Source organism: Hymenobacter pini, from assembly GCF_020421205.1.
In the GTDB taxonomy this organism is placed as follows: Bacteria; Bacteroidota; Bacteroidia; order Cytophagales; family Hymenobacteraceae; genus Hymenobacter; species Hymenobacter pini.
Genome location: NZ_JAIZZH010000002.1, coordinates 557,033 through 577,764, shown reverse-complemented (window position 1 = coordinate 577,764; position 20,732 = coordinate 557,033). Strand labels below are relative to the sequence as shown.

Genomic DNA, 20,732 nt, shown 5'->3' with positions numbered 1-20,732 from the left:
TGATTTACTCACTTTTTCATTCCCTCATTTCTATGTCTAAGGCTGATTCTGCATCTGCTCTGGAACGCAAACTGGCCAGCTTCGACCCTAATGCGCTGGGTGATACGGCGGGCGGTTTATATGGCCTGCCCTTCACGCCTGAGGAAGCGCAGGTAGTGGTAGTGCCCGTGCCCTGGGAGGTAACTGTATCGTACCGCGCCGGTACGGCTGCCGGCCCCGAGGCCATAGCCACCGCTTCTTTGCAAGTTGACCTCTACGACCCAGACCTGCCCGACGCCTGGCGTATGGGCCTGGCCATGGAGGAACCCGACGAAAAAATTGCGGCTGAAAGCCACAGCCTGCGCCCCTTGGCCGAAGAATATATTGGCTGGCTGGAAGATGGCGAGCCGGAGGAAACCCACGCCTCGTTTGTGGATGTGCCCACCCGCATCAACCAGCGTGGCCAGGCTCTGCTGGAGTGGCTGAAGCAGAAAACCGGCGCGCTGCTGGACGCTGGTAAAGGCGTGGTAGTGCTGGGCGGGGACCATAGCACGCCCCTGGGGTACATGCACGCACTGGCTGAGCGCCACGAGGAGTTCGGTATTCTGCAGATTGATGCCCACTGCGACCTGCGGCCCGCCTACGAGGGGTTCGAGTTTTCGCACGCTTCCATCATGTACAATGCCCTAAAACTGCCCCAGGTGAAAAAGCTGGTGCAGGTAGGCATTCGGGACTATTGCCAGCAGGAGGCCGAATACGCCGCTCAAAGCAACGGCCGCGTTACCATGTTCACCGACCGGTTTTTGCAGAATGAGATGCTGGGCGGTAAATCCTGGAAAAAGGAGTGCAAGAAGATTGTGGCGCAGCTTCCCCAGAAAGTGTACCTGAGCTTTGATATCGACGGCCTGGACCCCAAGCTGTGCCCCGGCACCGGCACGCCCGTACCCGGCGGCCTGGAGTTTGAGCAGGCCGTGTATCTGATCCGGATGGTAGTTCGTTCGGGCCGTACCATTATCGGCTGCGACCTGAACGAAGTGGCCCCCGGCGACACTGAATGGAATGCCATTGTGGGTGCCCGCCTACTGTTTCACATGGCCAACTGGATGGGCGTGTCGCAAGGCCGCCTGAAGGCCCGCGACGCAGAGAAATAGGCCACAAAAGCAACCCAGAAGCTAAGCAGCTGCCAGAAAAAGCAGGCCTTTACGGCTGAGCTTGGCCGGCAGCTGCTACTTTTTTGTGCCGGCTACGTACAGTATGCAACTCCCCGAATACTGTACTTTTCTCACCTAACCCCTTGTGCTCGTATGGGCTTCATTCTCAAGTTTTTGTTGTCGGCCATCATCACGTACGTGCTGGCCAAGTACCTGCCCGGTTCACAGATTGGTGGTTTCGGCGACGCCGTTATCCTGGTAATTGTGCTGGCCATTCTGAACGCGGTGGTGAAGCCCATTCTGAAAATCATCGGCTTCCCAATTACGGTCCTTACGCTGGGCCTGTTCCTGTTCGTCATCAACGCCCTGATTGTAATGCTGGCCAGCTACCTGCTGTCGGGCTTTGAAGTGGACGGCTTCTTCTCCGCGCTGATTTTCAGTATTGTCCTCTCGCTGGTTACCTCAGTGGTGGATATGATTGTAGACTAGCCACTTTTCTGCAGCTAACCCAACGCGCCCCGCTGGTCCTTTGAGACAGGCGGGGCGCGTTGGTGTTAAGGCTAGCTAGCTGCAGTTAGGCTGGTAGCCGGCGCCAGCGGCGGTAGGTCAGCCAGCCGGCCAGTACCAGTGTGAGTGGCCAGAGGTAGGTGAGGGCCACCACAAACTCCCCCAGCAAATGCCACCCAAAGCGTAAGCCAGCCTGCAGGCGGGGCGCCAGTAGGGGCTGCGGCCCCATTTCGGCCGGTACGGGCTGATAGTAAGCGAGGTTGAGCGTGCCCATGGTGGCTTCTTCCGCCAGCAACTTATCGTGGGCCGATAACACGCTGGTAACGGTATCCTGCGTGCGTACCTGCAGTTGCTCGGAGGTCAGGTCGCGGGAGCTGATGTCTTTGCGCTCAACGTAGCCCAAGCGGCCTAGTGCGAAAGTGAGGGGCAGAAACCGCGCCGAGGGTACCCGGATGGTCAGGTGTTGCGAGTGGCGGCCGTCGTCAGAGGCTTCGTGGGCTTCGGCCAAGTACGCGCCGTGCTGGTACAGCAGAGTATCCAGCTGCACGGTAGCCGCTTCAAAATCCGTGACCCGCATCCGCATATCGGCTTGGTAGATAACGGGGCGGTGCGTTTGCCACAGGCGGCCCAGTGGTACGCCCGGCAGGTTGGCGGCGGGTGGTACAACGAGCTGTTGGGGTGTTTCTTCGGCCACAGTGGCCTCTTCTTTGTGCTGGGCGCAACTACCCAGCAACAGCCCCAGCAGCGGGAGCAGTTGCCATAGTTTTTTCATCGGGATACATGTGGAAAGAATGTTGATGAAAAAGCTGCGCAGCTTCTGCAGGTTGATACGACCTACAGCCAAAACGTAACCCACTACTGGAACAGTGAACCGGTAGGCCCCAGGACCGTACACCCGCCGGATGCCCGCAACCCCGCGGGTTTCTCAACCGAGAATATGGCTGATTCCTTACACCCCGCCGTGCAGGCTGCCTTTGCCGAGGCCACTACGCCGGAAACGGGCTTTACTGAGACGCTACGGCTGGTGGGTGAGTTTTTGCACGCCGACCGGTGCTTCCTGTATGTGCGCGACCCCGCCGTGGGGCGGGGCCGTATTGCCTTCTGCTGGCGCCGCACCCCGGCCGTTCCCGACCCGCGCCACGACTGGCAGGATGATACGACCGATTTACCGAAGCAGGACCCACTGTTTCGGGCGGCGCTGGCGGCCCAACCCTCAGTGTACGTAGAGGACGTGGAAACCGCGCCGCCCACCGTGCTCAACCGCGCCTTCGAGCATGAAACCTTCGGCCACCGGGCCCTGATTCACGCGCACATTACCGAGCACGGACAGCTCTGGGGCATCCTGCAGCCCTGCCTGTTTGGGCTGCCCCGGCCCTGGACGCCCGCCGAGCACGATGCCGTGGAAAGCGTGCTGCCCCTGCTGTTGCCGGTTATTCAGCAGTACATGCGCGTGGGAGCCGGACAGGCTGCCTCAGGCCATGCGCCGGGCCCGGCGCCGACGCCACCACCAACGCACTAGTCCAATCCCAGCCAGCAGCCCCAGCAGCAACGGCCAAACGGATATCAGCCCCAATACCAGGTCAATCAGCAGTTGCCAGCCGCTGTAGAAGGATTCTACCAACCGACTGCTGAAAGAAATGACTGGCTGGTCGGGGGTAGGGCGGGTAAGGGGCTGATAATAGATGAGGGTGATAGTGGAAAAACCAACCTCGTCGTTGAGAGCACGCAAGCGGCTTTCAGTCGCCTCAATATCCTCCCGGATTTCGCCCATATTCTCCTCAATTTCGAGGATGTCGGCTACCTTACTGGCCTTACCTAGCAGCGCTACGTACCGTTGCTCCAAGGCCCGCTTGGAGCGCAGCCGCGCCGAAATATCGGCGTGTTGGGCCGTCACATCGTCGGTACTGAGTTCCTGATGCTCCACGGTACCCAGGCGGCCTAAGCCCTGAAGAAGCGCCTGGAACCGGGTTGGCATTACCCGGATTTTCATGCGGTGCCGCCATTCTTCGTCTTCCCGGGTTTCCGAGGCTTCCTGCACGAAAGCCCCCAGTGCCTTGGTCAGGCTATCCATGCGGGCGTTGGTGCGGGGTACGTCGGCTACTTTCATCTTCACCTCCGCATGATACACCAGCTTGCGGCTGGCGGGCGGCTGTGCCGTAACCGGCTCCGCAGTAGCAGATGAAGGAGGTAGTACATCTGCCACTGCATCTGATACATCAGGCGCTTCTGGTGGGGGTGGCGGAGCGGCCTCGTAGTTGTTGACGTGTATCTCTTCGGCAGCGCTTTCTACACTATCCTGTCTGGCAGGTTCGGATTGACTGCAGGCCATCATAAGGCTGAGGGCTAGCAGAGAAATACGGTGGGTGATACGCATAGACTAATAGAATAAAGAGTTATCCAATACGCCTCACCCTACTACACTACTTCCTAACGCTTAGTGTATTCTCAGAAGTATAGGGCCAAGCCTATAAACACGCCGACCCGGCCGCCACATTGGGCAACCGGGTCGGGGCATAAGGGTAATTGAGGGTCGATTACAACCGGCGAATCTGTGCGCCCAGGGCCGTGAGGCGCTTGTCGATGTTCTGGTAGCCGCGGTCAATCTGCTCCACGTTTTCAATCACGCTGCGGCCGTCGGCCGAGAGGGCAGCAATGAGCAGGGCCACGCCGGCCCGGATGTCGGGGGAGGTCATGGTGATGCCGCGCAGGCGGGTGCGCTGGTCGAGGCCGATAACGGTGGCGCGGTGCGGGTCGCAGAGAATCACCTGCGCGCCCATGTCGATGAGCTTGTCTACGAAGAACAGCCGCGACTCAAACATCTTCTGGTGAATCAGCACCGTGCCTTTGGCCTGGGTGGCTACCACCAGCACAATGCTCAGCAGGTCGGGCGTGAAGCCAGGCCAAGTGTGGTCGGAGATGGTGAGGATGGAGCCGTCGAGGTAGGTGGCAATTTCGTAGTGCTCCTGGGCCGGAATGTGGATGTCGTCGCCGCGGAACTCCATCTGAATGCCCAGCTTGCGGAACGTATCGGGGATGATGCCCAGTTCCGGAATCTGGCAGTCTTTAATGGTGATTTCCGAACCCGTCATGGCCGCCAGGCCAATGAACGAGCCAATTTCAATCATATCGGGCAGCATGCGATGCTCGGTTCCACCCAGGCGCTCCACGCCTTCAATGGTGAGCAGGTTGGAGCCGATGCCATTGATTTTCGCGCCCATGCGCACCAGCATCTTGCATAGCTGCTGCAGGTACGGCTCGCAGGCGGCGTTATAGATGGTGGTGGTGCCTTTGGCAAATACGGCAGCCATGACGATGTTAGCCGTGCCTGTTACCGAGGCCTCATCCAGCATCATGTAGGTGCCGGTCAGGCCATTTTCAGCCTTGATGCGGTAGAAGTCGGTACCCTCCAGCGTGAGCTTGCCACCTAGCTTTTCCAGGCCCAGGAAGTGCGTATCCATCGGCCGGCGGCCGATTTTGTCGCCGCCCGGCTTGGGCAGCTGGCAACGCCCGAAGCGGCCCAGCATCGGACCCAGAATCATCACCGAACCGCGTAGGGCGCCGGCCTGGGCAATGAACTCGGGCGTATCGAGGTAGTCGAGGTTCACGGCGTCGGCCTGGAACCGGTAGGTATCGGAGGCCAGCTTGCCCACTTTTACCCCCATGTCGCGCAGCAGCTCAATGAGCTTGTTCACATCCCGGATGTCGGGGATGTTAGAAATCGTTACGGGCTCATCGGTGGCCAGCACGGCGCACAGAATCTGCAGGGCTTCGTTTTTAGCGCCCTGGGGCACGATTTCACCTTTCAGCGGCTTACCGCCAATTACTTCAAAAGAGGCCATTTGTTGAGTAGCTGTTAGCTAATGGCTGTTAGCTATTAGCTTTTATGTTCTAAAGGGAAAGAAGTCAAGAGCGCAGAGTTCCTGACTGCCTAGCGCGGAAAGCTAATAGCTAACAGCCATTAGCTAACAGCCCAAAACTACTATTGCGGGGGTTGCTGGGGTTCCTGGCGGTTTTTCTTGCCACCCCGGCGCTGCTTGTCGCGGCGGTTATTGTTGCCCCGACGGTCGGAGCCGCTGCGCTCCGAGCGGCCTTCCCGCTCCTGGCGCGGCTGCGGCACGATGAAGGGAGTGGGGCGCCCGTTGCTGGTGAACTCAAACAGGCTTTGTGCATCCACCTGCGCCGGGTCCAGGGTCAGCTGCCCGCCCGACAACTCCTTCAGGTGCTTCAAGATGGTGACATCCTTGGCGTTTTCCTTGTTGTGGGAGCGGTACAGGAACTTCATGGTGCGGCCAATGATGATGGTGGCCTGCTCCCGTTCAGCAGCGTCTTCCAGGGTCAGGGCTTTAGCCACCAACTCCTCCACGGCCCGGCCGTAGGCCCGGAACTTGGGGCCTTTGCTGGGGTAGGCTACGCGGGCCGGGGCTTTCATGTGGGCTTGGGCTACCAGCGGGAAGGGAGAGTCCACATCCAGCTCGCCATCGGCCATTTCGTAGAGGTGGTTCCACACTTTCTGCTGGCCGTCGGGCTGGTCGCGCAGGCTGGGCTGAATTCGGAAAATCATCTGCACGATTTGCTGGGCGCGGCGGGTCCGCTCGGCGCGGTCTTCCACCTCGCGCAGCTGCTGCACCAGCTGAAAGGTGCTTTGGCCGTATTCACGCTGGAGCAGCTCGTGTTTATGAAGAGAAGGTAAAGTCATCGGGAATGGTATTCGAAGGGTCAAATATACGCCAAACCTTGCCCCGTTAGCATCTTGTTTTGGACAAGACCCAGCCGGGCAAGGTTCGGAAAAGAAAAATAGGGCACTGCACGCACGGCAGCGGCTCTTCTAAAAGTACGGGAAAAGCCGGAGGAAGCGAGGCGCTCCGGTTTCCCTTACGGCTTAATGCACCCGCAGTTTGGCAAAACTCAGCAGCAGGGTTTTTTCACCCACTTCCTCAAACTGAATAATAGCCTTGGTAGAGCCCTGCACGGTTTCGAGCTTGCTCACGGTGCCAAACCCGAACTTGGGGTGCTCCACGCGCTGGCCGGTTTGCAGGTTGCTGGTATCGGAGGGCTTGAAATCCGAAGGGGCAACGTACTTGGTGGCGGCCGTTTTGCGCGGGGCCGGGGGCACCAGGTTGCTGCGGCGCTCAAACACATGCCCAAACGGCGACTCGCCCGGACCCGCGCGGTCGGGACCGGGGCCGGCCGAGTACTTGAAGTCCACAAACTGCGGGTCGATTTCGTCGAGGAAGCGGCTTTTCTCGCAGCTGCGCAGGTTGCCCCACTGGTAGCGGGAGGTGGCGTAGCTCAGGGTCAGCTTCTTCTCGGCGCGGGTAATGGCCACGTAAAACAGGCGGCGTTCCTCCTCCAAATCGGCCCGGGAGGTAATCATCATCTGCGAGGGGAAGAGGTTTTCCTCCATGCCCACGATGTACACGTTGCGGAATTCCAGGCCCTTGGCCGAGTGAATAGTCATCAGGGTCACCTGCTCGCCTTCCTGCTGCCCGTCCTTGGTGTCGGCGTCCGTCACCAAAGCAATGTCCTGCAGAAACGCGCCCAGGCTTTTCTCGTCCCGCTCGGGGTCCTCCACGAAGGCCTTGATGCCGTTCAGCAATTCCTGAATGTTCTCGTAGCGGCTCAGGCCCTCAATGCTCTTGTCGGCGTACAGCTCCTCAATCATGCCCGACTGCTTGGCAATCTGCTTGGCCGCCTCGAAGGCGTCGTTTACGGCCGCCAGTTGGGTGTACTCCTTGATTTTTTCGGCGAAACCTACCACCGGGTTGGCCACGCGGGTGGGCAGGAACTTGTCGGCGTTGGCCACCACGTCCCAGAGGTTCTCATTGTAATGCTCGGCCGCCTCTACCAGCTTGGCAATGGTGGTGTCGCCGATGCCGCGCTTGGGGTAGTTGATTACCCGGCGCAGGGCCTGCTCGTCGTTGGGGTTGACGGTGAGGCGCAGGTAGGCCACCAAATCCTTGATTTCCTTGCGCTGGTAAAAGCTCAGGCCGCCCACAATCTTGTACTTGATGTTGAGCTTGCGCAGGGCTTCTTCCATGGCCCGGCTCTGGGCGTTGGTGCGGTACAGGATGGCAAAGTCATCGTACGACAAGTGGTGGTTCATCTTGTCCTCGTAGATGCTGTTGGCCACCAGCTTGCCCTCTTCGTTGTCGGAGGCGGCCTTAAATACCTCAATCAGCGGACCTTCCTCGTTGTCGGAGAAAACGTCCTTGCGTAGCTGGGCCTGGTTGTTTTTGATGACGGAGTTGGCCGCCTTCACAATGGTTTTGGTGGAGCGGTAGTTCTGCTCCAGCTTGAACACCTGCAGCTCCGGGTAGTCCTTTTCGAAGTTGAGGATGTTCTGAATATCGGCACCCCGGAAGGCGTAAATGCTCTGCGCGTCGTCGCCCACCACGCAAATGTTCCGGTCCTTGGCGGCCAGCTTGCGGGCAATCAGGTACTGGGAGTAGTTAGTGTCCTGGTACTCGTCCACCATCACGTAGCGGAACACGTGCTGGTACTTGTTCAGCACATCGGGGTGGTCCTTGAACAGCACGTTGGTTTGGTACAGCAAGTCGTCGAAGTCCATGGCCCCGGCCTTGAAGCAGCGGGTGGCGTACTGCTGGTAAATCACGCCCAGCTTGGGCCGCAGCGCCGCCTCATCGTCCTGCCGAATTACCGGGTCGTTGAGGTACTGCTGCACCGAAATCAGCTTGTTCTTGGCCGCCGAAATCCGGCCCAGCACCATGTTGGGCTTGTAGAGCTTATCGTCCAGCTCCAGCTCCTTCAGAATCTGCCCAATGAGCGTTTTGCTGTCCTGGGTATCGTAGATGGTAAAGGAGCGGGGGAAGCCGATTTTGTCGGCCTCGGAACGCAGAATGCGGGCGAAAATGCTGTGGAAGGTGCCCATCCACAGATTTTTAGCATCCGGACCTACTACCTTCTCGATGCGGGCGCGCATTTCGCGGGCAGCCTTGTTGGTAAAGGTGAGGGCCAGAATGTGGTGCGGGTCCACGCCTTTTTCCAGCAGGTGGGCAATGCGGTAGGTGAGCACCCGGGTTTTGCCCGAGCCCGCACCGGCTATAATCATGCAGGGGCCTTCGGTGTGGAGCACGGCCGCCGCCTGCGAGGGGTTCAAGAGCGAATGATAATCGAGTCCCATGCAATCAGTCAGAATCGGAAACTAAGCTTTTTGGCTAGTTAGCAAAGGTACGGCTTTGGGGTGGGGGATGGAAATTACGCCGATGGTTTGCCGACGGTGGAGGCAATGGACGTTGCACAAAAGTGTCAGAGCTAATGCTGTCAGGCACTGGACGTAGGGCCAGTACCGAATCCTTCCGTATCACCCAAGTGTAAATTTTAAATAATGGTTCGGGTAAAGCGCCATCGGAGCCTAGGAAGTGCTTTTTTCCTTTGGAGGTATATAGGATGAACTGAACCTGGGCAGCATCCTCCATCTGGGCGTAAGTGTCGGGTAAGGAGCCTAGATGGAGTTGATTGATCTGATTTACTGCTTCCATCCAAAATTGCTCCGTGACCTTGCCCCGGTAATTATCTCGGTGCCGGGCAAATTCACCCCCATAGTAGGTACAGAACAAGGAGCTGTCCATATCGAGGGCAAACTCAGGGCAGGGCCCGTAGCATGTACTGCCGGCCACGACTAAGCGGTAGAGTCCGTACCTATTAGGAGCCGATGCGGGACGGGACTGACAGGTCGAGCACAAAACGCCGACAATAGTGAATAGGAGCTGCAAACGAATATGCATAAGCAGGAATAAGTATTGGCAATAGCTGGGGGCGGGTTGTGAAGATAGAAAGTCGCGCATCATACGCCCCGTATCTTCGCGCCATGAACCCTGCCACCTCGCCCGCCGCCGTATTTCCGCTGTCCATTCTGTGCCTCTCGGATAGCTGGGGTGGGCTGGAGCTGAACACAGCCCGGTTTGCCGACTGGATGCAGGCGCGGGGCTGGCCGGTGCAGCTGCTGGTGCGGCTTGGCTCTCCGCTGGCCCAGCGGGCCCAGGAAATGGGCCTAACGGTGGTACCCTTCGAGAACCGCTGGAAAGCCCTGGACGTGCCCGCCGCCCGCCGCCTGGCCCGGCATTGGCAGCAGCTTGGCACTGGTGCCGTACTCATCACCCGCAACGCCGATTTGGGCGTGGCGGTGCTGGCTAAGCGGCTATTCAGCCCCAGCATACCGCTCGTGTACCAGCAGCACATGCAGTTGGGCCTAGCCAAGCGTGGATTGGTACACACGCTGCGCTACAACGCCCTGGCCGCTTGGCTGTCGCCGCTGCCCGGCCTGGCCCGGCAGGTGCTGGAGAAAACCCGGCTGGCTCCCGAAAAACTGCACGTGGTACCGCTGGGCGTGGAGTTGGAGAAGTTCACGGATGAGGGCCTGACCACCGCCGAAGCCCGCCGCCAACTAAATCTGGAACTACCCACCGAAACGGTATTGCTGGGCGTAATTGGGCGGTTTGATGAGGGTAAGGGACAGGACTTTGTGGTGGAAGCCCTGGCCCGGCTGCGGCCCCGGTTTCCGCAGTTGCACCTGCTGCTGCTGGGCGAGCCCACTCGCAACGAAGGCACTGCCTACTACGACAACCTGCTGCAGCGTATCGAGGCGCTGGACCTGCGCGAGGTAGTGCACCTGCGCGGTTTCACGCCCCGGCCCGAAGTAGCCTACCGCGCCCTGGATATTTCGGTGACGGCCTCCATAAATGAAACCTACGGCATGGTAACCATAGAGGCGCTGGCAGCAGGCCGGCCGGTGGTGGGGGCGGCGGCTGGTGGTACCCGGGAACTGCTCGACGATAACCGCACCGGGCTGCTGTTCGAGCTGCGCAACCTGGATTCGTTTTCCAGCTGCATTGAGCGGCTGCTTACCGAACCGGGCTTGGGCGGGCGGCTGGGGAAGGCGGGGCAAGCCGAGGCACTGGCCACGTACTCGCACCACCGGCAGTGTGAATTGACGGAGCAGATTCTCCGGGCCCTGAGGTAATTCGGTATCTTTGCGGTTAGGTTTCGCGCAGTGGTACGCAGTGGAAGGCGCAGTGTCTCGCAGTGAACGGCCACCGCGAAACCCTGCGTACCCCACCCCGAGACACTGCGAGAGAAAACGCCATGATTCAGATCCAGCACACCATCATTTCCGACGACGTTCGGGACAATTTCTTCGTTTGTAACCTCGAAGCCTGCAAAGGTGCCTGCTGCGTGGAAGGCGACCTGGGCGCGCCGCTGGAGGAAGAGGAACTGCAGATTCTGCAGAACGAGTACGAGGCCATCAAGCCCTTCCTCACCGAAGCCGGCCGCCAGGCCATCGAGCAGCAAGGTCTCTATATCAAAGACTGGGAAGGTGACTACAGTACCACCACCATCAACGACCGGGAGTGTGCCTACGCCCTCTACGACGAGAAGGGTATTCTGAAGTGCGGTATTGAAGATGCCTGGCGGGCCGGGGCCACCTCATTCAAAAAGCCCATTAGCTGCCACCTTTACCCCATCCGCGTGACCAAATACGACGGCTTCGAGGCCCTGAACTACGACCGGTGGAGCATTTGCTCGCCCGCCTGCTCTTTCGGGGCCAACCTGGGTGTGCGCGTGTACCAGTTTTTGAAAGACCCCCTCATCCGCAAGTACGGCGAGACGTGGTACCAGGAATTGGTGACGGAAATTGAGAAAGAAGAGCAGGGCAGTTAAGCCTCGTTGATTGAAACCGGCACAGGTGCCTGGTAGAAACGCGGCATGAAGGGGCGTCGATAGAACCACAATCCAGCCCCGGCCAACAGTCCGTAACACAAAACGCCTGCTCCAAACGCCAGGGCCTGCGAAGACAGAGGGTCCTCGCGCAACCACCCACGGTGAAAGTTGAATGCCTCCGTCAAGAGCAGCAGCACAAGCACATAGCTGGTTTTTTCAAGTGCCTTCGGCTGCCGGCGGGCCATCTGGAAAAGCTGGTAGGTGAAAGCCGCCGAGAGTACCACGTGCAATATGGCCAGCGCCCAGTACGTATTGCTGTTAATACTGCCAACGGGGTCAGCGTATCGGGCGGCCATATCGTCGTAGTGAAAGGGCAGGTTGATAAGGAACTTCAAGCTGCTGCCATAAAAGGACATAAGCATTACAAGTAGAGCAGCATACAGCAGCTTTGCCGTGCGGTGCTGGCCAGCATCCTGCTGGTAGTTGTGCAGAAGCAGGGCCAGGAGCCAGGCGAGTAGGAATCCGATAAACATATACCCAGAATTTATAAGGCACGGAAAATTACCGCAGGAGCCTGATTACTCAATTAATTTTTTCACCGCATCAGCTCCCGGCGCAGCCGCAGGGTCAGGCGTAGCGAGTCACGGTGCCAGCGGCCCTGGAGCTGCAACGAATCGGAGGGGAAGCGCCGGAACTGCCAGGTGAGGGGTGGGGCGAAGTCGTTGTTTTCGTTGCGGGCCGTGAGTTGCACTGCTGCGTCGGGGTGGGCGGAGTCGGGAGCGGCCATAAACCGGTCACGGCGAATGGCGTTGCGCAGGACGGCTTGGGCCGCCTGAAAATACACGCGGGTTGGGAAGCTGGAATCGGCGGGAGTGATGCTCTGCCAGCTCCCATCGGTCCAACGCGCGGCCCGGGTGGTTTCCCACACGCCCGTTACCGGCAGTACTTTCTCTTGGGAAGTGGCGTAGGCTTGGGCTTGCTGCATCGAGTCCCAGGTGAAGTACAGCATGGCCAACGTGAGCACCCCACCCAGTACGCGGTACACAATGCGCCCCCGCTTCGAAAAACGCCCGGCTGTAGCGGGCAAGGAGCGCAACGCTGCGGGCCGGTGCAGCACCAGAAACTGCCAAAGCCGGTCGGTATCCTGGGCCAGCAATACCAACGCCAAGACCAGGTAGGTGCCGGAGCCAATCTTCACGCACACATCAAAGCACAGGTTTATCACGAAGACATTGAGCATGACAATGGCGGCCACTAAGGCACCCAGCGTGCGGGTGCGTCGCCACAGCAGCAGCATCGCCGGCAGCACTTCGCCCCAGCCCAGAAACTGCTGATACGCCCGGGAGTACCCGAAAAATTGCCAGGCCACGCGCATAGGCGTCAGTTCGCCCGGCGGGGTATCCTGGTTGGCCCACAGGTGCGGAAACTGGGAGGCAAACACTTTGCTGAACCCGTAACTAAACAGCGTCAGGCTCAGGTACAGGGCAATGATATCCAGCAGCACAGCGGGCAGTGCGGGCCAGGCCGTGCGACGCAGGACTTGTGCGCCGGCCAGGGTTACCCCTACCGCCAGCCCCCAGTACAGGCCCAGCCGCAACCCCAGCCACTCCAGCGCCGAGTCGCCGCAGCTGGTCCGCACGTCGGGTAAGGACGTAAGCAACCCGGTAGCAGTGAGCAGCCAGTACCACAGCGGTGCCAGCACCACGCTCAGCGCTACAGTACACACAATAGTATTCAGCAAGTGCCAGCCAGTGGGCGCAGACCGGGGCGGGAGAGAAGCTGGAGGCAGCATAGGCGCAAGGATATAAAAACCAATATATCTACTGTCGGGCTTTCATTCAAGCATGGCCCTCACAACCGCTGCGCCGCACAAAAAAGGGCCGACCAAGCGGCCGGCCCCTTTTCGGGATTCACTCACATGTGAGAAGGTTGGCGGTTAGTTCTGCCAGGTATCGGTGCGGGTGAGGCTGGTGCCGCTGGGCGTGAAGGTGCGGTTGGTGCCGCCTTCCCACAGCACGTTGCCGGCCGCGTCTTTGCGAATGTATTTGTACTGCACGCTGGTGCCGCTGGTCAGGTTCACGGTGCCCTTCCACACGGGGTAGCTGGCGCCGCTGAGCTTAATGGCACTGGCCGTATTCCAGCTGCCGAGCTGGGCCGTGCTGCCCACCACGTACACATCCTGGCCCGATACCGTGTTGCTGTAGGTCACGTTGAATGATACGGCAGTGGTGCCCGAGGTAGGAGGAGGCGTGGTGCCGCCGGTGCTGCCGGGTACCCATACCGAGTAGCTGCGGGCATTCACCGGGAATACGCCGGTACCGTTGGCGTCGGTGGTTACGGTGCCGCCGCTGTTGCCGGTTTTGTCGGTGAGGGTGGCGCTTTTGAAGGGCGTGGTGATGGTTTTGGTGCGGGCTGAGCTCCCATCATTCAGCAGCATCAGCAAGCCGGGGTGGGAGGAGTCGCCGGCGCGGGAGTAGGCATACACGTCGGCGTCGTTTACGCTGGTGTACTCGATGCCCGCGCCGTAGCCGTTGGCTTGGCGAATGCCAATCAGCGTCTTAATCTGGCCACCCAGGCCGTATTCGTAGTAGTCCCGGTAGAATACGCAGGGGTAACCGTTGGCCCGGGTGAGGATGTAGGCGTAGGCCAGCATTTTCAGGTTCGAAACCGGCGAGTACAGCGCCCCGGTCTGGTCGTCGGTGTCGTGGTTATCCACGAAGGATACCGACAAGGTGGGGTTGCTTTCGGTGAAGCCGGCAAACTGCAGGCCGCGCATGTCCCAGCTGCCGTTGCCGTTGCTCATGTCCTGGAAGGTGTAGTGCAAGGGCACGTCAAACAGGCTGGTGCGTCCGCCCGTAGCCGAAGCGTAATTCTTCAGGTCCTGCAGGTTCCGGAACCAAGCCTCCGACACGGCAAAGCGGCCACTGCTGCCTTTCACCGCATCCAGCCACTGGTTTACGAAGGGCGTGTAAATGTGCTTGGTGGCGTCGAGGCGGTAGCCATCCAGCCCCAGTTTGGTGGTAATCCAGTTGCCCCAGGCAATGGTTTCGTTCTGGTTGCTGGTGTTGCCATTATACTGCACCTCCGAGCCCAGCAGGTTGTCGTAGGCGTCGCCGTTGGCGTAGGGCTGGAAGTCCCAGCTTTTCCACTGGTACCAGCCGTTATTGGGAGCCTGCTGCGTACCCGTAAAGTTGGCCGAGCTCCAGCGGTAGGTGCTATAGGTATTGCCGCGGCCGGGGTAGTTGAACTTGGTGTACACGGTGTTGCCGTTCACCGTTTCCTGCGCATCGGCCCAGGTCAGGTGGTTCATCACCATATCCTCGTACACATCAATACCCTGCCCGTGCAAAGCGGTAATGGCCGACTGCAGCTGCCCAATGGTGCCGTAGCGAGTAGCCACAGTACCTTTCTGGCTGAACTCGCCCAGGTCGTACCGGTCGTACACGCCGTAGCCCACATCGGAGGCGCTGCCGCCCTTATAGGCTGGGGGCAGCCACATGGCCGTAATACCGGCTGCTTTCAGCTCAGCGGCTTTGCTGCCCAGGTTTTGCCACCACGTGCCGGCCGGCGTCGATTGGGGCACGTTCCAGTAGAAGCCCTGCATCATTACACCGTTCACCACGGTGGCGTTTTGGGCGGTGGCAGCGGGGATGGCCGTCCGGCTAACCGGCTGCAACTCCTCTTTGCTACACGACGACAAGACAGTGCTGGCTGCCAGCAACCCCACCAGAGAGGCTTTTACGGAGAGAGTTTTCATAAAAAAAGGGGGTAGGTTATGGGAAGAGCTGGCCCCGTTGTAGCGCGGGCACTTGCTCCGAAAAGCGCACGGATTGCCAGCCGGCAGCCCGGTGGGCACACCGGCCGGCAATCCGTGCGGTAGAAAAGTCAGCGAAGCTTAGTTGGGCACCCAGGTTGAGTAGCTGCGGGCATTCACCGGGAAGTTGCCGAAGCCGTTGGCATCGGTCGTGACGGTGCCCGTGCGGTTACCGGTTTTGTCGGTAAGGGTGGCGTTTTTGAAGGGCGTGGTGATGCCTTTGGTGCGGGCAGTGCTACCATCATTCAGCAGCATGAGCAGGCCCTTGTGCGTCGAGTCGCCGGAGCGGGAATACACGTACACGTCGGCGTCGTTTACGCTGGTGTACTCAAAGCCCGAACCATAGGCATTGGCTTTGCGGATGGCCATTAGCTTACTGATTTGCGAGCCTAAGCCGTAGTTGTAATAATCCTTATAGTACACGCAGGGGTAGCCGTTAGCCCGGGTGAGGATGTAAGCGTAGGCCAGCATTTTCAGGTTCACGACCGGCGAGTACAGTCCGCCGCCCTGCTGGTCAGTGTCGTGGTTGTCCACGAAGCTCACAGAAAGGGTCGGGTTGCTTTCGGTGAAACCGGCAAACTGCAGCCCGCGCATGTCCCAGCTGCCGTTGCCGTTGCTCATATCCTGGAAAGTGTAGTGCAGCGGCACGTCAAACAGACTGGTGCGCCCGCCCGTGGCCGAAGCGTAATTCTTCAGGTCCTGCAGGTTCCGGAACCAGGCCTCCGACACGGCAAAACGGCCGTTGATTTTCACGGCATCCAGCCATTCGTTTACAAATGAGGTCTGGATATGCTTGGTGGCGTCGAGGCGGTAACCATCCAGGCCCAGTTTGGTGGTAATCCAGTTGCCCCAGTTCTTGGTTTCGGTACGCTGATTCACGTCGGCGTAGCGAATTTCGCAGCCTAACAGGTTGTCGTAGGCGTCGCCGTTGGCATAGGGGCTGAAATCCCACGGGTTCCACTGAATCCAGGAGTTGTTGGGCCCCTGCTGCGTCCCGTTGAAGTTATAGTACTGCCATTTGTAGCTGCTGTAGGTGTTGCCGCGGCCGGGGTAGGTGAACTTGGTGTACACGGTGTTACCATTCACCGTTTCCTGCGCGTCGGCCCAGGCCAAGTGGTTCATTACCATGTCCTCATACACCTGAATGCCTTGTCCGTGCAGGGCGGTAATGCAGCTCTGCAGCTGCCCGATGGTTCCGTAGCGGGTAGCCACGGTGCCCTTTTGGTTGAACTCGCCCAGGTCGTACCGGTCATACACGCCGTAGCCCACGTCACTCTGGCTTCCCCCCTTATAAGCTGGTGGCAGCCACACGGCTGTGAAGCCCACATTCTTGAATTCGGTGGCCCGGGAGCCCAGCACCTGCCACCAAGTGCCCTGGGTATTGCTGATGGGTACGTCCCAATAGAAGCCTTGCAGCATCACGCCGTTCACGGCAACAGCGTTTTGGGCGGTGGCAGCCGGAGCAGCGGCTCGGGTAACCGGCTGCAGCTCCTCTTTGCTGCACGACGACAAGGCGGTGCCGGCCGCCAACAGCCCGGCCAGGGCGGCGGTAAGTTTGGTAGTCATAGTGGGTGTTTTGGTTGGTAAGAAAGAACGAGGCAAATATAGTAGTCACTCACCGGCTAGGTACAATTGATGAGTAAATTAAGTGAGTAATCACTAACTTGTAAATTGTGGTGTATTAGCTACGTTTTGATACTGTGTTGCCCACATGAGTGCAATTATTCAAAATGGCATTCTGGATAATGTTCTATTAGCTAGTATGCGTTCTGTGTTGACTACAGCTCAGGTTATAAAATTTTGTCCTATGCAAAACGGCCCGGCTCTCTACCGAGAACCGGGCCGTTGAACAGCTAAAGCCGAAGGAGCTTACAGATTCGAAAAGTCGAAGCTGGTTTCGAGGAATTTCGTGGTGAAGTTACCTGCTTTGAAGTCGTCGTTGTCCATCAGCTTCAGGTGGAAGGGAATAGTCGTCTTCACACCTTCTACCACAAACTCGCTCAGGGCGCGCTTCATCTTCACGATGCACTCCTCCCGGGTCTGGGCCACGGTGATGAGCTTGGCAATCATGGAGTCGTAGTTCGGCGGAATCTGGTAGCCGGCGTACACGTGGGTATCCACGCGCACCCCGTGGCCGCCGGGAATGTGCAGCACGGTAATCTTGCCCGGTGAGGGGCGGAAACCGTTGCTGGGGTCCTCAGCATTGATGCGGCACTCCATGGCGTGCAGCTTCGGGCCGTAGTTGTTACCCGAAATCGGAATACCGGCCGCAACTTTAATCTGCTCCTTGATCAGGTCGTAGTTGATAACTTCTTCCGTCACGGGGTGCTCCACCTGAATGCGGGTGTTCATCTCCATGAAGTAGAAGTCCCGGTTTTTGTCTACCAGGAACTCAATGGTACCCACGCCCTCATAACCGATGGCGGCGGCCCCGGCAATGGCAGCGGCACCCATCCGCTCCCGCAGCTCCTCCGTCATGAAGGGCGAGGGAGCTTCCTCCACCAGTTTCTGGTGGCGGCGCTGAATGGAGCAGTCCCGCTCCGAGAGGTGGCACACGTGGCCGTGCTGGTCGCCGCACACCTGAATTTCGATGTGGCGGGGTTCCTCCACAAATTTCTCCAGGTATACGCCGTCGTTGCCGAAAGCGGCTTTGGCCTCGGTGCGGGCATCGTTCCAGGCTTTCTCAAACTCGTCCTCGGAGTTGATGATGCGCATGCCGCGCCCACCGCCACCGGCCGTAGCTTTCAGAATAACCGGGTACTTGATTTTGGCGGCTACCTTCTTGCCCTGCTCTATTGAGTCGAGCAGGCCTACCGAACCCGGAATGCAGGGTACGCCGGCGGCAATCATGGTAGCTTTGGCCGAAGCCTTGTCGCCCATCTTGTTGATCATCTCGGGCGAGGCCCCGATGAACTTGATGCCGTTTTCCTGGCACACGCGCGAGAATTCGGCGTTTTCGCTCAAGAAGCCGTAGCCGGGATGAATGGCGTCGGCGTTGGTAATTTCGGCAGCGGCAATCAGCGTCGGAATGCTCAGATAGCTCTCCCGCGAGGGGGGCGGCCCGATGCACACGGCCTCATCGGCGAAGCGCACGTGCAGGCTCTCCTTATCGGCGGTAGAATATACGGCTACCGTCTTGATGCCCATTTCCTTGCAGGTCCGAATCACGCGCAGCGCAATTTCGCCCCGGTTGGCAATCAGTATTTTTTTGAACACAGCTCTCAGGGTTAGATGTGAGAACTGAGAGCTTAGAACTTAGACTCGTGGGGGTGCTGGGCCAGCTCACGGATTCTAGGTTCTAAGCTCTCAACTCTAAGCTCTAAAATTACATGGGCTCAATCAGGAACAGCGGCTGGTCGTACTCCACGGGGGAAGCATTTTCGACCATAGCTTTCACTACGCGGCCCGATTGCTCGGCCTCAATTTCGTTGAAGAGCTTCATGGCTTCGATGATGCAGATTACCTGACCCTTTTCTACTAGGTCGCCAACTTGCACGAAAGCCGGGGTATCGGGGCTGCTGCTACGGTAGAAGGTACCAATCATGGGAGCCTTCAGGGCTACGTGGTTGGCGCTGGCGGCTTCGGCAGCCGGGGCGGCAGCAGCGGCGGGAGCCGGAGCAGCGGCCGGGGTGGGAGCGGCAACCGGAGCGGGGGCCGCGGCTACGGGAGCCGGAGCGGCGGCAATACCGGCGCTTACCACTTTCGTGGAAGGCTCGCGCTGCACGGAGATTTTAAACTCCTCAGTCTCGATGTTTACTTTGTTCAGACCCGACTTGGCAATGAAGTCGATCAGGTCCTGCAGTTCTTTGGCTTTCATGGGCGCGGGAGAGGGCTTGGTGGGCTGCTTATTTGACTCTTTCGACATAGGAATAGTCGCTGGTCTTGATGCGGATTTTGGTGTCGGTATCAATGAACAGCGGCACCTGAATGCGCGCGCCCGTTTCCACGATGGCCGGCTTGAGGGTGTTGGTGGCGGTGTCGCCGCGCAGGCCGGGCTCGGTGTAGGTTACCACCAGGTCCACGGTGGTGGGCAGTTCAGCGGTGAGGGGCTGTTCGGTTTCGGCGTGGAACAGGATGGAAACTTCCTGGCCTTCCTTCATCAGGTCGGCAAAGGGTACCATGGCCTCGGGCAGCACTACTTGCTCAAAGGTGCTGTTGTCCATGAACGTGTAGCCGTAGTCGTCCTTGTACAAATACTGGTGAGGACGCTGCTCCACGCGGGCCGTTTCCACTTTCACCCCCGCGTTGAAGGTGTTGTCGATGGTGCGGCCGGTTTTGATGTTGCGCATTTTGGTGCGCACGAAAGCCGGGCCTTTGCCGGGCTTCACGTGTTGAAACTCGGTGATGACGTGCAGCTCGTTGTTGTAATTGAGAACTAGCCCGTTGCGAAAATCTGCGGTGGTGGCCATGGAGAGGGAATTGAGAGAAAGAAGCCCCGGAAACTCGGTAGAGTACGCGGGTACTTCAACAATCAGAAGATGAGTTACTAGGGTGGAAACGCGACGTGCCGCCCCAGACTGATGGCGGGGGCGGCACGTCGGGAGTGCAAGTATAGGAGGTTTTCCGTTTTCGCGCCGCCTGAGCTTATGCTGCGGAGGGGTCGGGTTTGGGGTCGTAGGCCCATTTCAGGTAAAGGGAGCCCCAGGTGAAGCCCCCGCCAAACGCGGCAATAATGAGGTTGTCGCCCTTCCGGAGCTGCTGCTCGTAATCGGAGAGGCACAGCGGAATGGTACCGTTGGTAGTGTTGCCGTACTTGTGAATGTTGAGCATCACTTTCTCGGGCCCGATGCCTACGCGGTTGGCTGTGGCATCAATGATGCGCTTGTTAGCCTGGTGCGGCACCAGCCAGTCGATGGTTTCGGCGTTGAGGCCGTTGCGCTCGGCTACCTGGGCGGCCACGTCGGCCATATTTTTCACGGCAAATTTGAACACCGCCGAGCCTTCCTGGTACACGTAATGCTCCCGGTTGGCAACGGTTTCCTGGGACGGCGGGCGGCGAGAACCCCCGGCTTTCTGGTGCAGGTACTGCTCGCCGGTACCATCGGAGTGCAGCTCCTGGTCGAGCAGGCCCAGACCCTCGGTGTTGGGTTCCAGCAGCACGGCCCCGGCACCGTCGCCGAAGATGATGCAGGTGGCGCGGTCGGTGTAGTCGATGATGCTCGACATCTTGTCGGCCCCTACCACAATCACTTTTTTGTAGGCACCGGTGGCAATGAACTGTGAACCGGTTGCCAGCGCATACATAAAGCCCGAGCAGGCCGCCTGCATATCGAAGCTGAAAGCCTTGGTAGCCCCCACAGCGGCCGAAATAATATTGGCCGTGGCCGGGAATACCAGGTCGGGGGTAGTGGTGGCGCAGATAAGCAGGTCGATGTCTTCGGCCCGGTTACCGGTTTTGGCCAGCAGCTGCTCCACGGCCTTGATGCCCATCACCGAGGTTCCCTGGTTCTCGCCCTTCAGAATGTGTCGCTCCTGAATTCCGGTTCGGCTCATAATCCACTCGTCGGTGGTGTCCACCAGGGTTTCGAGCTCTTGGTTGGTAAGCACGTAGTCGGGCACGTAGGCACCAACTCCGGTAATGGCAGCGGTAATCTTCATCAGCA

General features: G+C 59.1%; 19 protein-coding genes. 5 read left to right on the top strand and 14 right to left on the bottom strand.

Annotated features, from left to right (window positions below; genetic code table 11):
* Positions 1-32: 32 nt before the first annotated feature.
* Both speB and LF252_RS09055 read left to right on the top strand, forming a co-directional pair.
* Complete coding sequence (gene speB, locus LF252_RS09060) at positions 33-1,130, top strand: agmatinase (protein WP_226269260.1); 1,098 nt, start codon at positions 33-35, stop codon at positions 1,128-1,130.
* Between the two features lie 153 nt (positions 1,131-1,283).
* Positions 1,284-1,619, top strand: coding sequence for a phage holin family protein (locus tag LF252_RS09055; protein WP_226269259.1), 336 nt, complete (start codon positions 1,284-1,286; stop codon positions 1,617-1,619).
* An 85-nt stretch (positions 1,620-1,704) separates the two neighbouring features.
* Here LF252_RS09055 and LF252_RS09050 read toward each other — a convergent pair whose 3' ends face one another.
* Positions 1,705-2,409 carry a DUF4349 domain-containing protein gene (locus LF252_RS09050; RefSeq protein WP_226269258.1) on the bottom strand — a complete coding sequence of 235 codons (705 nt, stop codon included), beginning with the start codon at positions 2,407-2,409 and terminating at the stop codon, positions 1,705-1,707.
* A gap of 165 nt (positions 2,410-2,574) precedes the next feature.
* Here LF252_RS09050 and LF252_RS09045 point away from each other — a divergent pair, with 165 nt between their 5' ends.
* On the top strand, positions 2,575-3,156 hold the full coding sequence (locus tag LF252_RS09045) for a GAF domain-containing protein (protein ID WP_226269257.1): 582 nt from the start codon (positions 2,575-2,577) through the stop codon (positions 3,154-3,156).
* Here the strand turns inward: LF252_RS09045 and LF252_RS09040 are convergent.
* The 5 genes from LF252_RS09040 to LF252_RS23155 all read right to left on the bottom strand — a co-directional run bounded on the left by LF252_RS09040 (position 3,109) and on the right by LF252_RS23155 (position 9,382).
* Complete coding sequence (locus tag LF252_RS09040) at positions 3,109-4,011, bottom strand: DUF4349 domain-containing protein (protein WP_226269256.1); 903 nt, start codon at positions 4,009-4,011, stop codon at positions 3,109-3,111. The genes LF252_RS09045 and LF252_RS09040 overlap by 48 nt on opposite strands.
* A gap of 160 nt (positions 4,012-4,171) precedes the next feature.
* On the bottom strand, positions 4,172-5,476 hold the full coding sequence (gene murA / locus LF252_RS09035) for a UDP-N-acetylglucosamine 1-carboxyvinyltransferase (RefSeq protein ID WP_226269255.1): 1,305 nt from the start codon (positions 5,474-5,476) through the stop codon (positions 4,172-4,174).
* A 140-nt stretch (positions 5,477-5,616) separates the two neighbouring features.
* Entirely contained in the window at positions 5,617-6,333 is a 717-nt protein-coding gene (locus LF252_RS09030; protein ID WP_226269254.1) for a DUF4290 domain-containing protein, read from the bottom strand.
* A gap of 183 nt (positions 6,334-6,516) precedes the next feature.
* Positions 6,517-8,778, bottom strand: coding sequence for an ATP-dependent helicase (locus LF252_RS09025; protein ID WP_226269253.1), 2,262 nt, complete (start codon positions 8,776-8,778; stop codon positions 6,517-6,519).
* Positions 8,779-8,812: 34 nt separating this feature from the next.
* A complete protein-coding gene (locus LF252_RS23155; RefSeq protein WP_226269252.1) occupies positions 8,813-9,382 on the bottom strand; it encodes a DUF6438 domain-containing protein in 570 nt (189 codons plus the stop codon).
* Between the two features lie 83 nt (positions 9,383-9,465).
* On the opposite strand from LF252_RS23155, the gene LF252_RS09015 reads away from it, so the two are divergent.
* Positions 9,466-10,617, top strand: a complete 1,152-nt coding sequence (locus LF252_RS09015; RefSeq protein ID WP_226269251.1) for a glycosyltransferase family 4 protein — start codon at positions 9,466-9,468, stop codon at positions 10,615-10,617.
* 122 nt (positions 10,618-10,739) lie between these two features.
* On the top strand, positions 10,740-11,315 hold the full coding sequence (locus tag LF252_RS09010) for a DUF3109 family protein (protein ID WP_226269250.1): 576 nt from the start codon (positions 10,740-10,742) through the stop codon (positions 11,313-11,315).
* Here LF252_RS09010 and LF252_RS09005 read toward each other — a convergent pair.
* The 8 genes from LF252_RS09005 to LF252_RS08965 all read right to left on the bottom strand — a co-directional run bounded on the left by LF252_RS09005 (position 11,312) and on the right by LF252_RS08965 (position 20,727).
* A complete protein-coding gene (locus LF252_RS09005; protein WP_226269249.1) occupies positions 11,312-11,848 on the bottom strand; it encodes a hypothetical protein in 537 nt (178 codons plus the stop codon). The two genes, LF252_RS09010 and LF252_RS09005, sit on opposite strands and share 4 nt — an antisense overlap.
* A gap of 62 nt (positions 11,849-11,910) precedes the next feature.
* Complete coding sequence (locus LF252_RS09000) at positions 11,911-13,107, bottom strand: hypothetical protein (RefSeq protein WP_226269248.1); 1,197 nt, start codon at positions 13,105-13,107, stop codon at positions 11,911-11,913.
* A 144-nt stretch (positions 13,108-13,251) separates the two neighbouring features.
* Complete coding sequence (locus LF252_RS08990; RefSeq protein ID WP_317197846.1) at positions 13,252-15,072, bottom strand: alpha-amylase; 1,821 nt, start codon at positions 15,070-15,072, stop codon at positions 13,252-13,254.
* A gap of 138 nt (positions 15,073-15,210) precedes the next feature.
* On the bottom strand, positions 15,211-16,695 hold the full coding sequence (locus tag LF252_RS08985) for an alpha-amylase (protein ID WP_226269247.1): 1,485 nt from the start codon (positions 16,693-16,695) through the stop codon (positions 15,211-15,213).
* Positions 16,696-16,998: 303 nt separating this feature from the next.
* Positions 16,999-18,345, bottom strand: coding sequence for an acetyl-CoA carboxylase biotin carboxylase subunit (gene accC / locus LF252_RS08980; protein WP_226269246.1), 1,347 nt, complete (start codon positions 18,343-18,345; stop codon positions 16,999-17,001).
* A 109-nt stretch (positions 18,346-18,454) separates the two neighbouring features.
* Positions 18,455-18,946: an acetyl-CoA carboxylase biotin carboxyl carrier protein gene (gene accB, locus LF252_RS08975; protein ID WP_226269245.1), complete on the bottom strand. Its 492-nt coding sequence runs from the start codon at positions 18,944-18,946 to the stop codon at positions 18,455-18,457.
* Between the two features lie 28 nt (positions 18,947-18,974).
* Positions 18,975-19,538: an elongation factor P gene (gene efp / locus LF252_RS08970; RefSeq protein ID WP_226269244.1), complete on the bottom strand. Its 564-nt coding sequence runs from the start codon at positions 19,536-19,538 to the stop codon at positions 18,975-18,977.
* Positions 19,539-19,713: 175 nt separating this feature from the next.
* Entirely contained in the window at positions 19,714-20,727 is a 1,014-nt protein-coding gene (locus LF252_RS08965) for a beta-ketoacyl-ACP synthase III (protein ID WP_226269243.1), read from the bottom strand.
* Between the last annotated feature and the right edge of the window lie 5 nt (positions 20,728-20,732).

Coding starts and splice junctions, on each gene's coding strand:
- LF252_RS09030 (WP_226269254.1), bottom strand. CDS start 6,333: ATGACTTTACCTTCTCTTCATAAACACGAGCTGCTCCAGCGTGAATAC.
- LF252_RS09045 (WP_226269257.1), top strand. CDS start 2,575: ATGGCTGATTCCTTACACCCCGCCGTGCAGGCTGCCTTTGCCGAGGCC.
- LF252_RS09040 (WP_226269256.1), bottom strand. CDS start 4,011: ATGCGTATCACCCACCGTATTTCTCTGCTAGCCCTCAGCCTTATGATG.
- LF252_RS09025 (WP_226269253.1), bottom strand. CDS start 8,778: ATGGGACTCGATTATCATTCGCTCTTGAACCCCTCGCAGGCGGCGGCC.
- LF252_RS09010 (WP_226269250.1), top strand. CDS start 10,740: ATGATTCAGATCCAGCACACCATCATTTCCGACGACGTTCGGGACAAT.
- LF252_RS09015 (WP_226269251.1), top strand. CDS start 9,466: ATGAACCCTGCCACCTCGCCCGCCGCCGTATTTCCGCTGTCCATTCTG.
- LF252_RS09005 (WP_226269249.1), bottom strand. CDS start 11,848: ATGTTTATCGGATTCCTACTCGCCTGGCTCCTGGCCCTGCTTCTGCAC.
- speB (WP_226269260.1), top strand. CDS start 33: ATGTCTAAGGCTGATTCTGCATCTGCTCTGGAACGCAAACTGGCCAGC.
- LF252_RS09000 (WP_226269248.1), bottom strand. CDS start 13,107: ATGCTGCCTCCAGCTTCTCTCCCGCCCCGGTCTGCGCCCACTGGCTGG.
- LF252_RS09050 (WP_226269258.1), bottom strand. CDS start 2,409: ATGAAAAAACTATGGCAACTGCTCCCGCTGCTGGGGCTGTTGCTGGGT.
- accB (WP_226269245.1), bottom strand. CDS start 18,946: ATGAAAGCCAAAGAACTGCAGGACCTGATCGACTTCATTGCCAAGTCG.
- LF252_RS08985 (WP_226269247.1), bottom strand. CDS start 16,695: ATGACTACCAAACTTACCGCCGCCCTGGCCGGGCTGTTGGCGGCCGGC.
- LF252_RS23155 (WP_226269252.1), bottom strand. CDS start 9,382: ATGCATATTCGTTTGCAGCTCCTATTCACTATTGTCGGCGTTTTGTGC.
- LF252_RS08965 (WP_226269243.1), bottom strand. CDS start 20,727: ATGAAGATTACCGCTGCCATTACCGGAGTTGGTGCCTACGTGCCCGAC.
- murA (WP_226269255.1), bottom strand. CDS start 5,476: ATGGCCTCTTTTGAAGTAATTGGCGGTAAGCCGCTGAAAGGTGAAATC.
- LF252_RS09055 (WP_226269259.1), top strand. CDS start 1,284: ATGGGCTTCATTCTCAAGTTTTTGTTGTCGGCCATCATCACGTACGTG.
- efp (WP_226269244.1), bottom strand. CDS start 19,538: ATGGCCACCACCGCAGATTTTCGCAACGGGCTAGTTCTCAATTACAAC.
- LF252_RS08990 (WP_317197846.1), bottom strand. CDS start 15,072: ATGAAAACTCTCTCCGTAAAAGCCTCTCTGGTGGGGTTGCTGGCAGCC.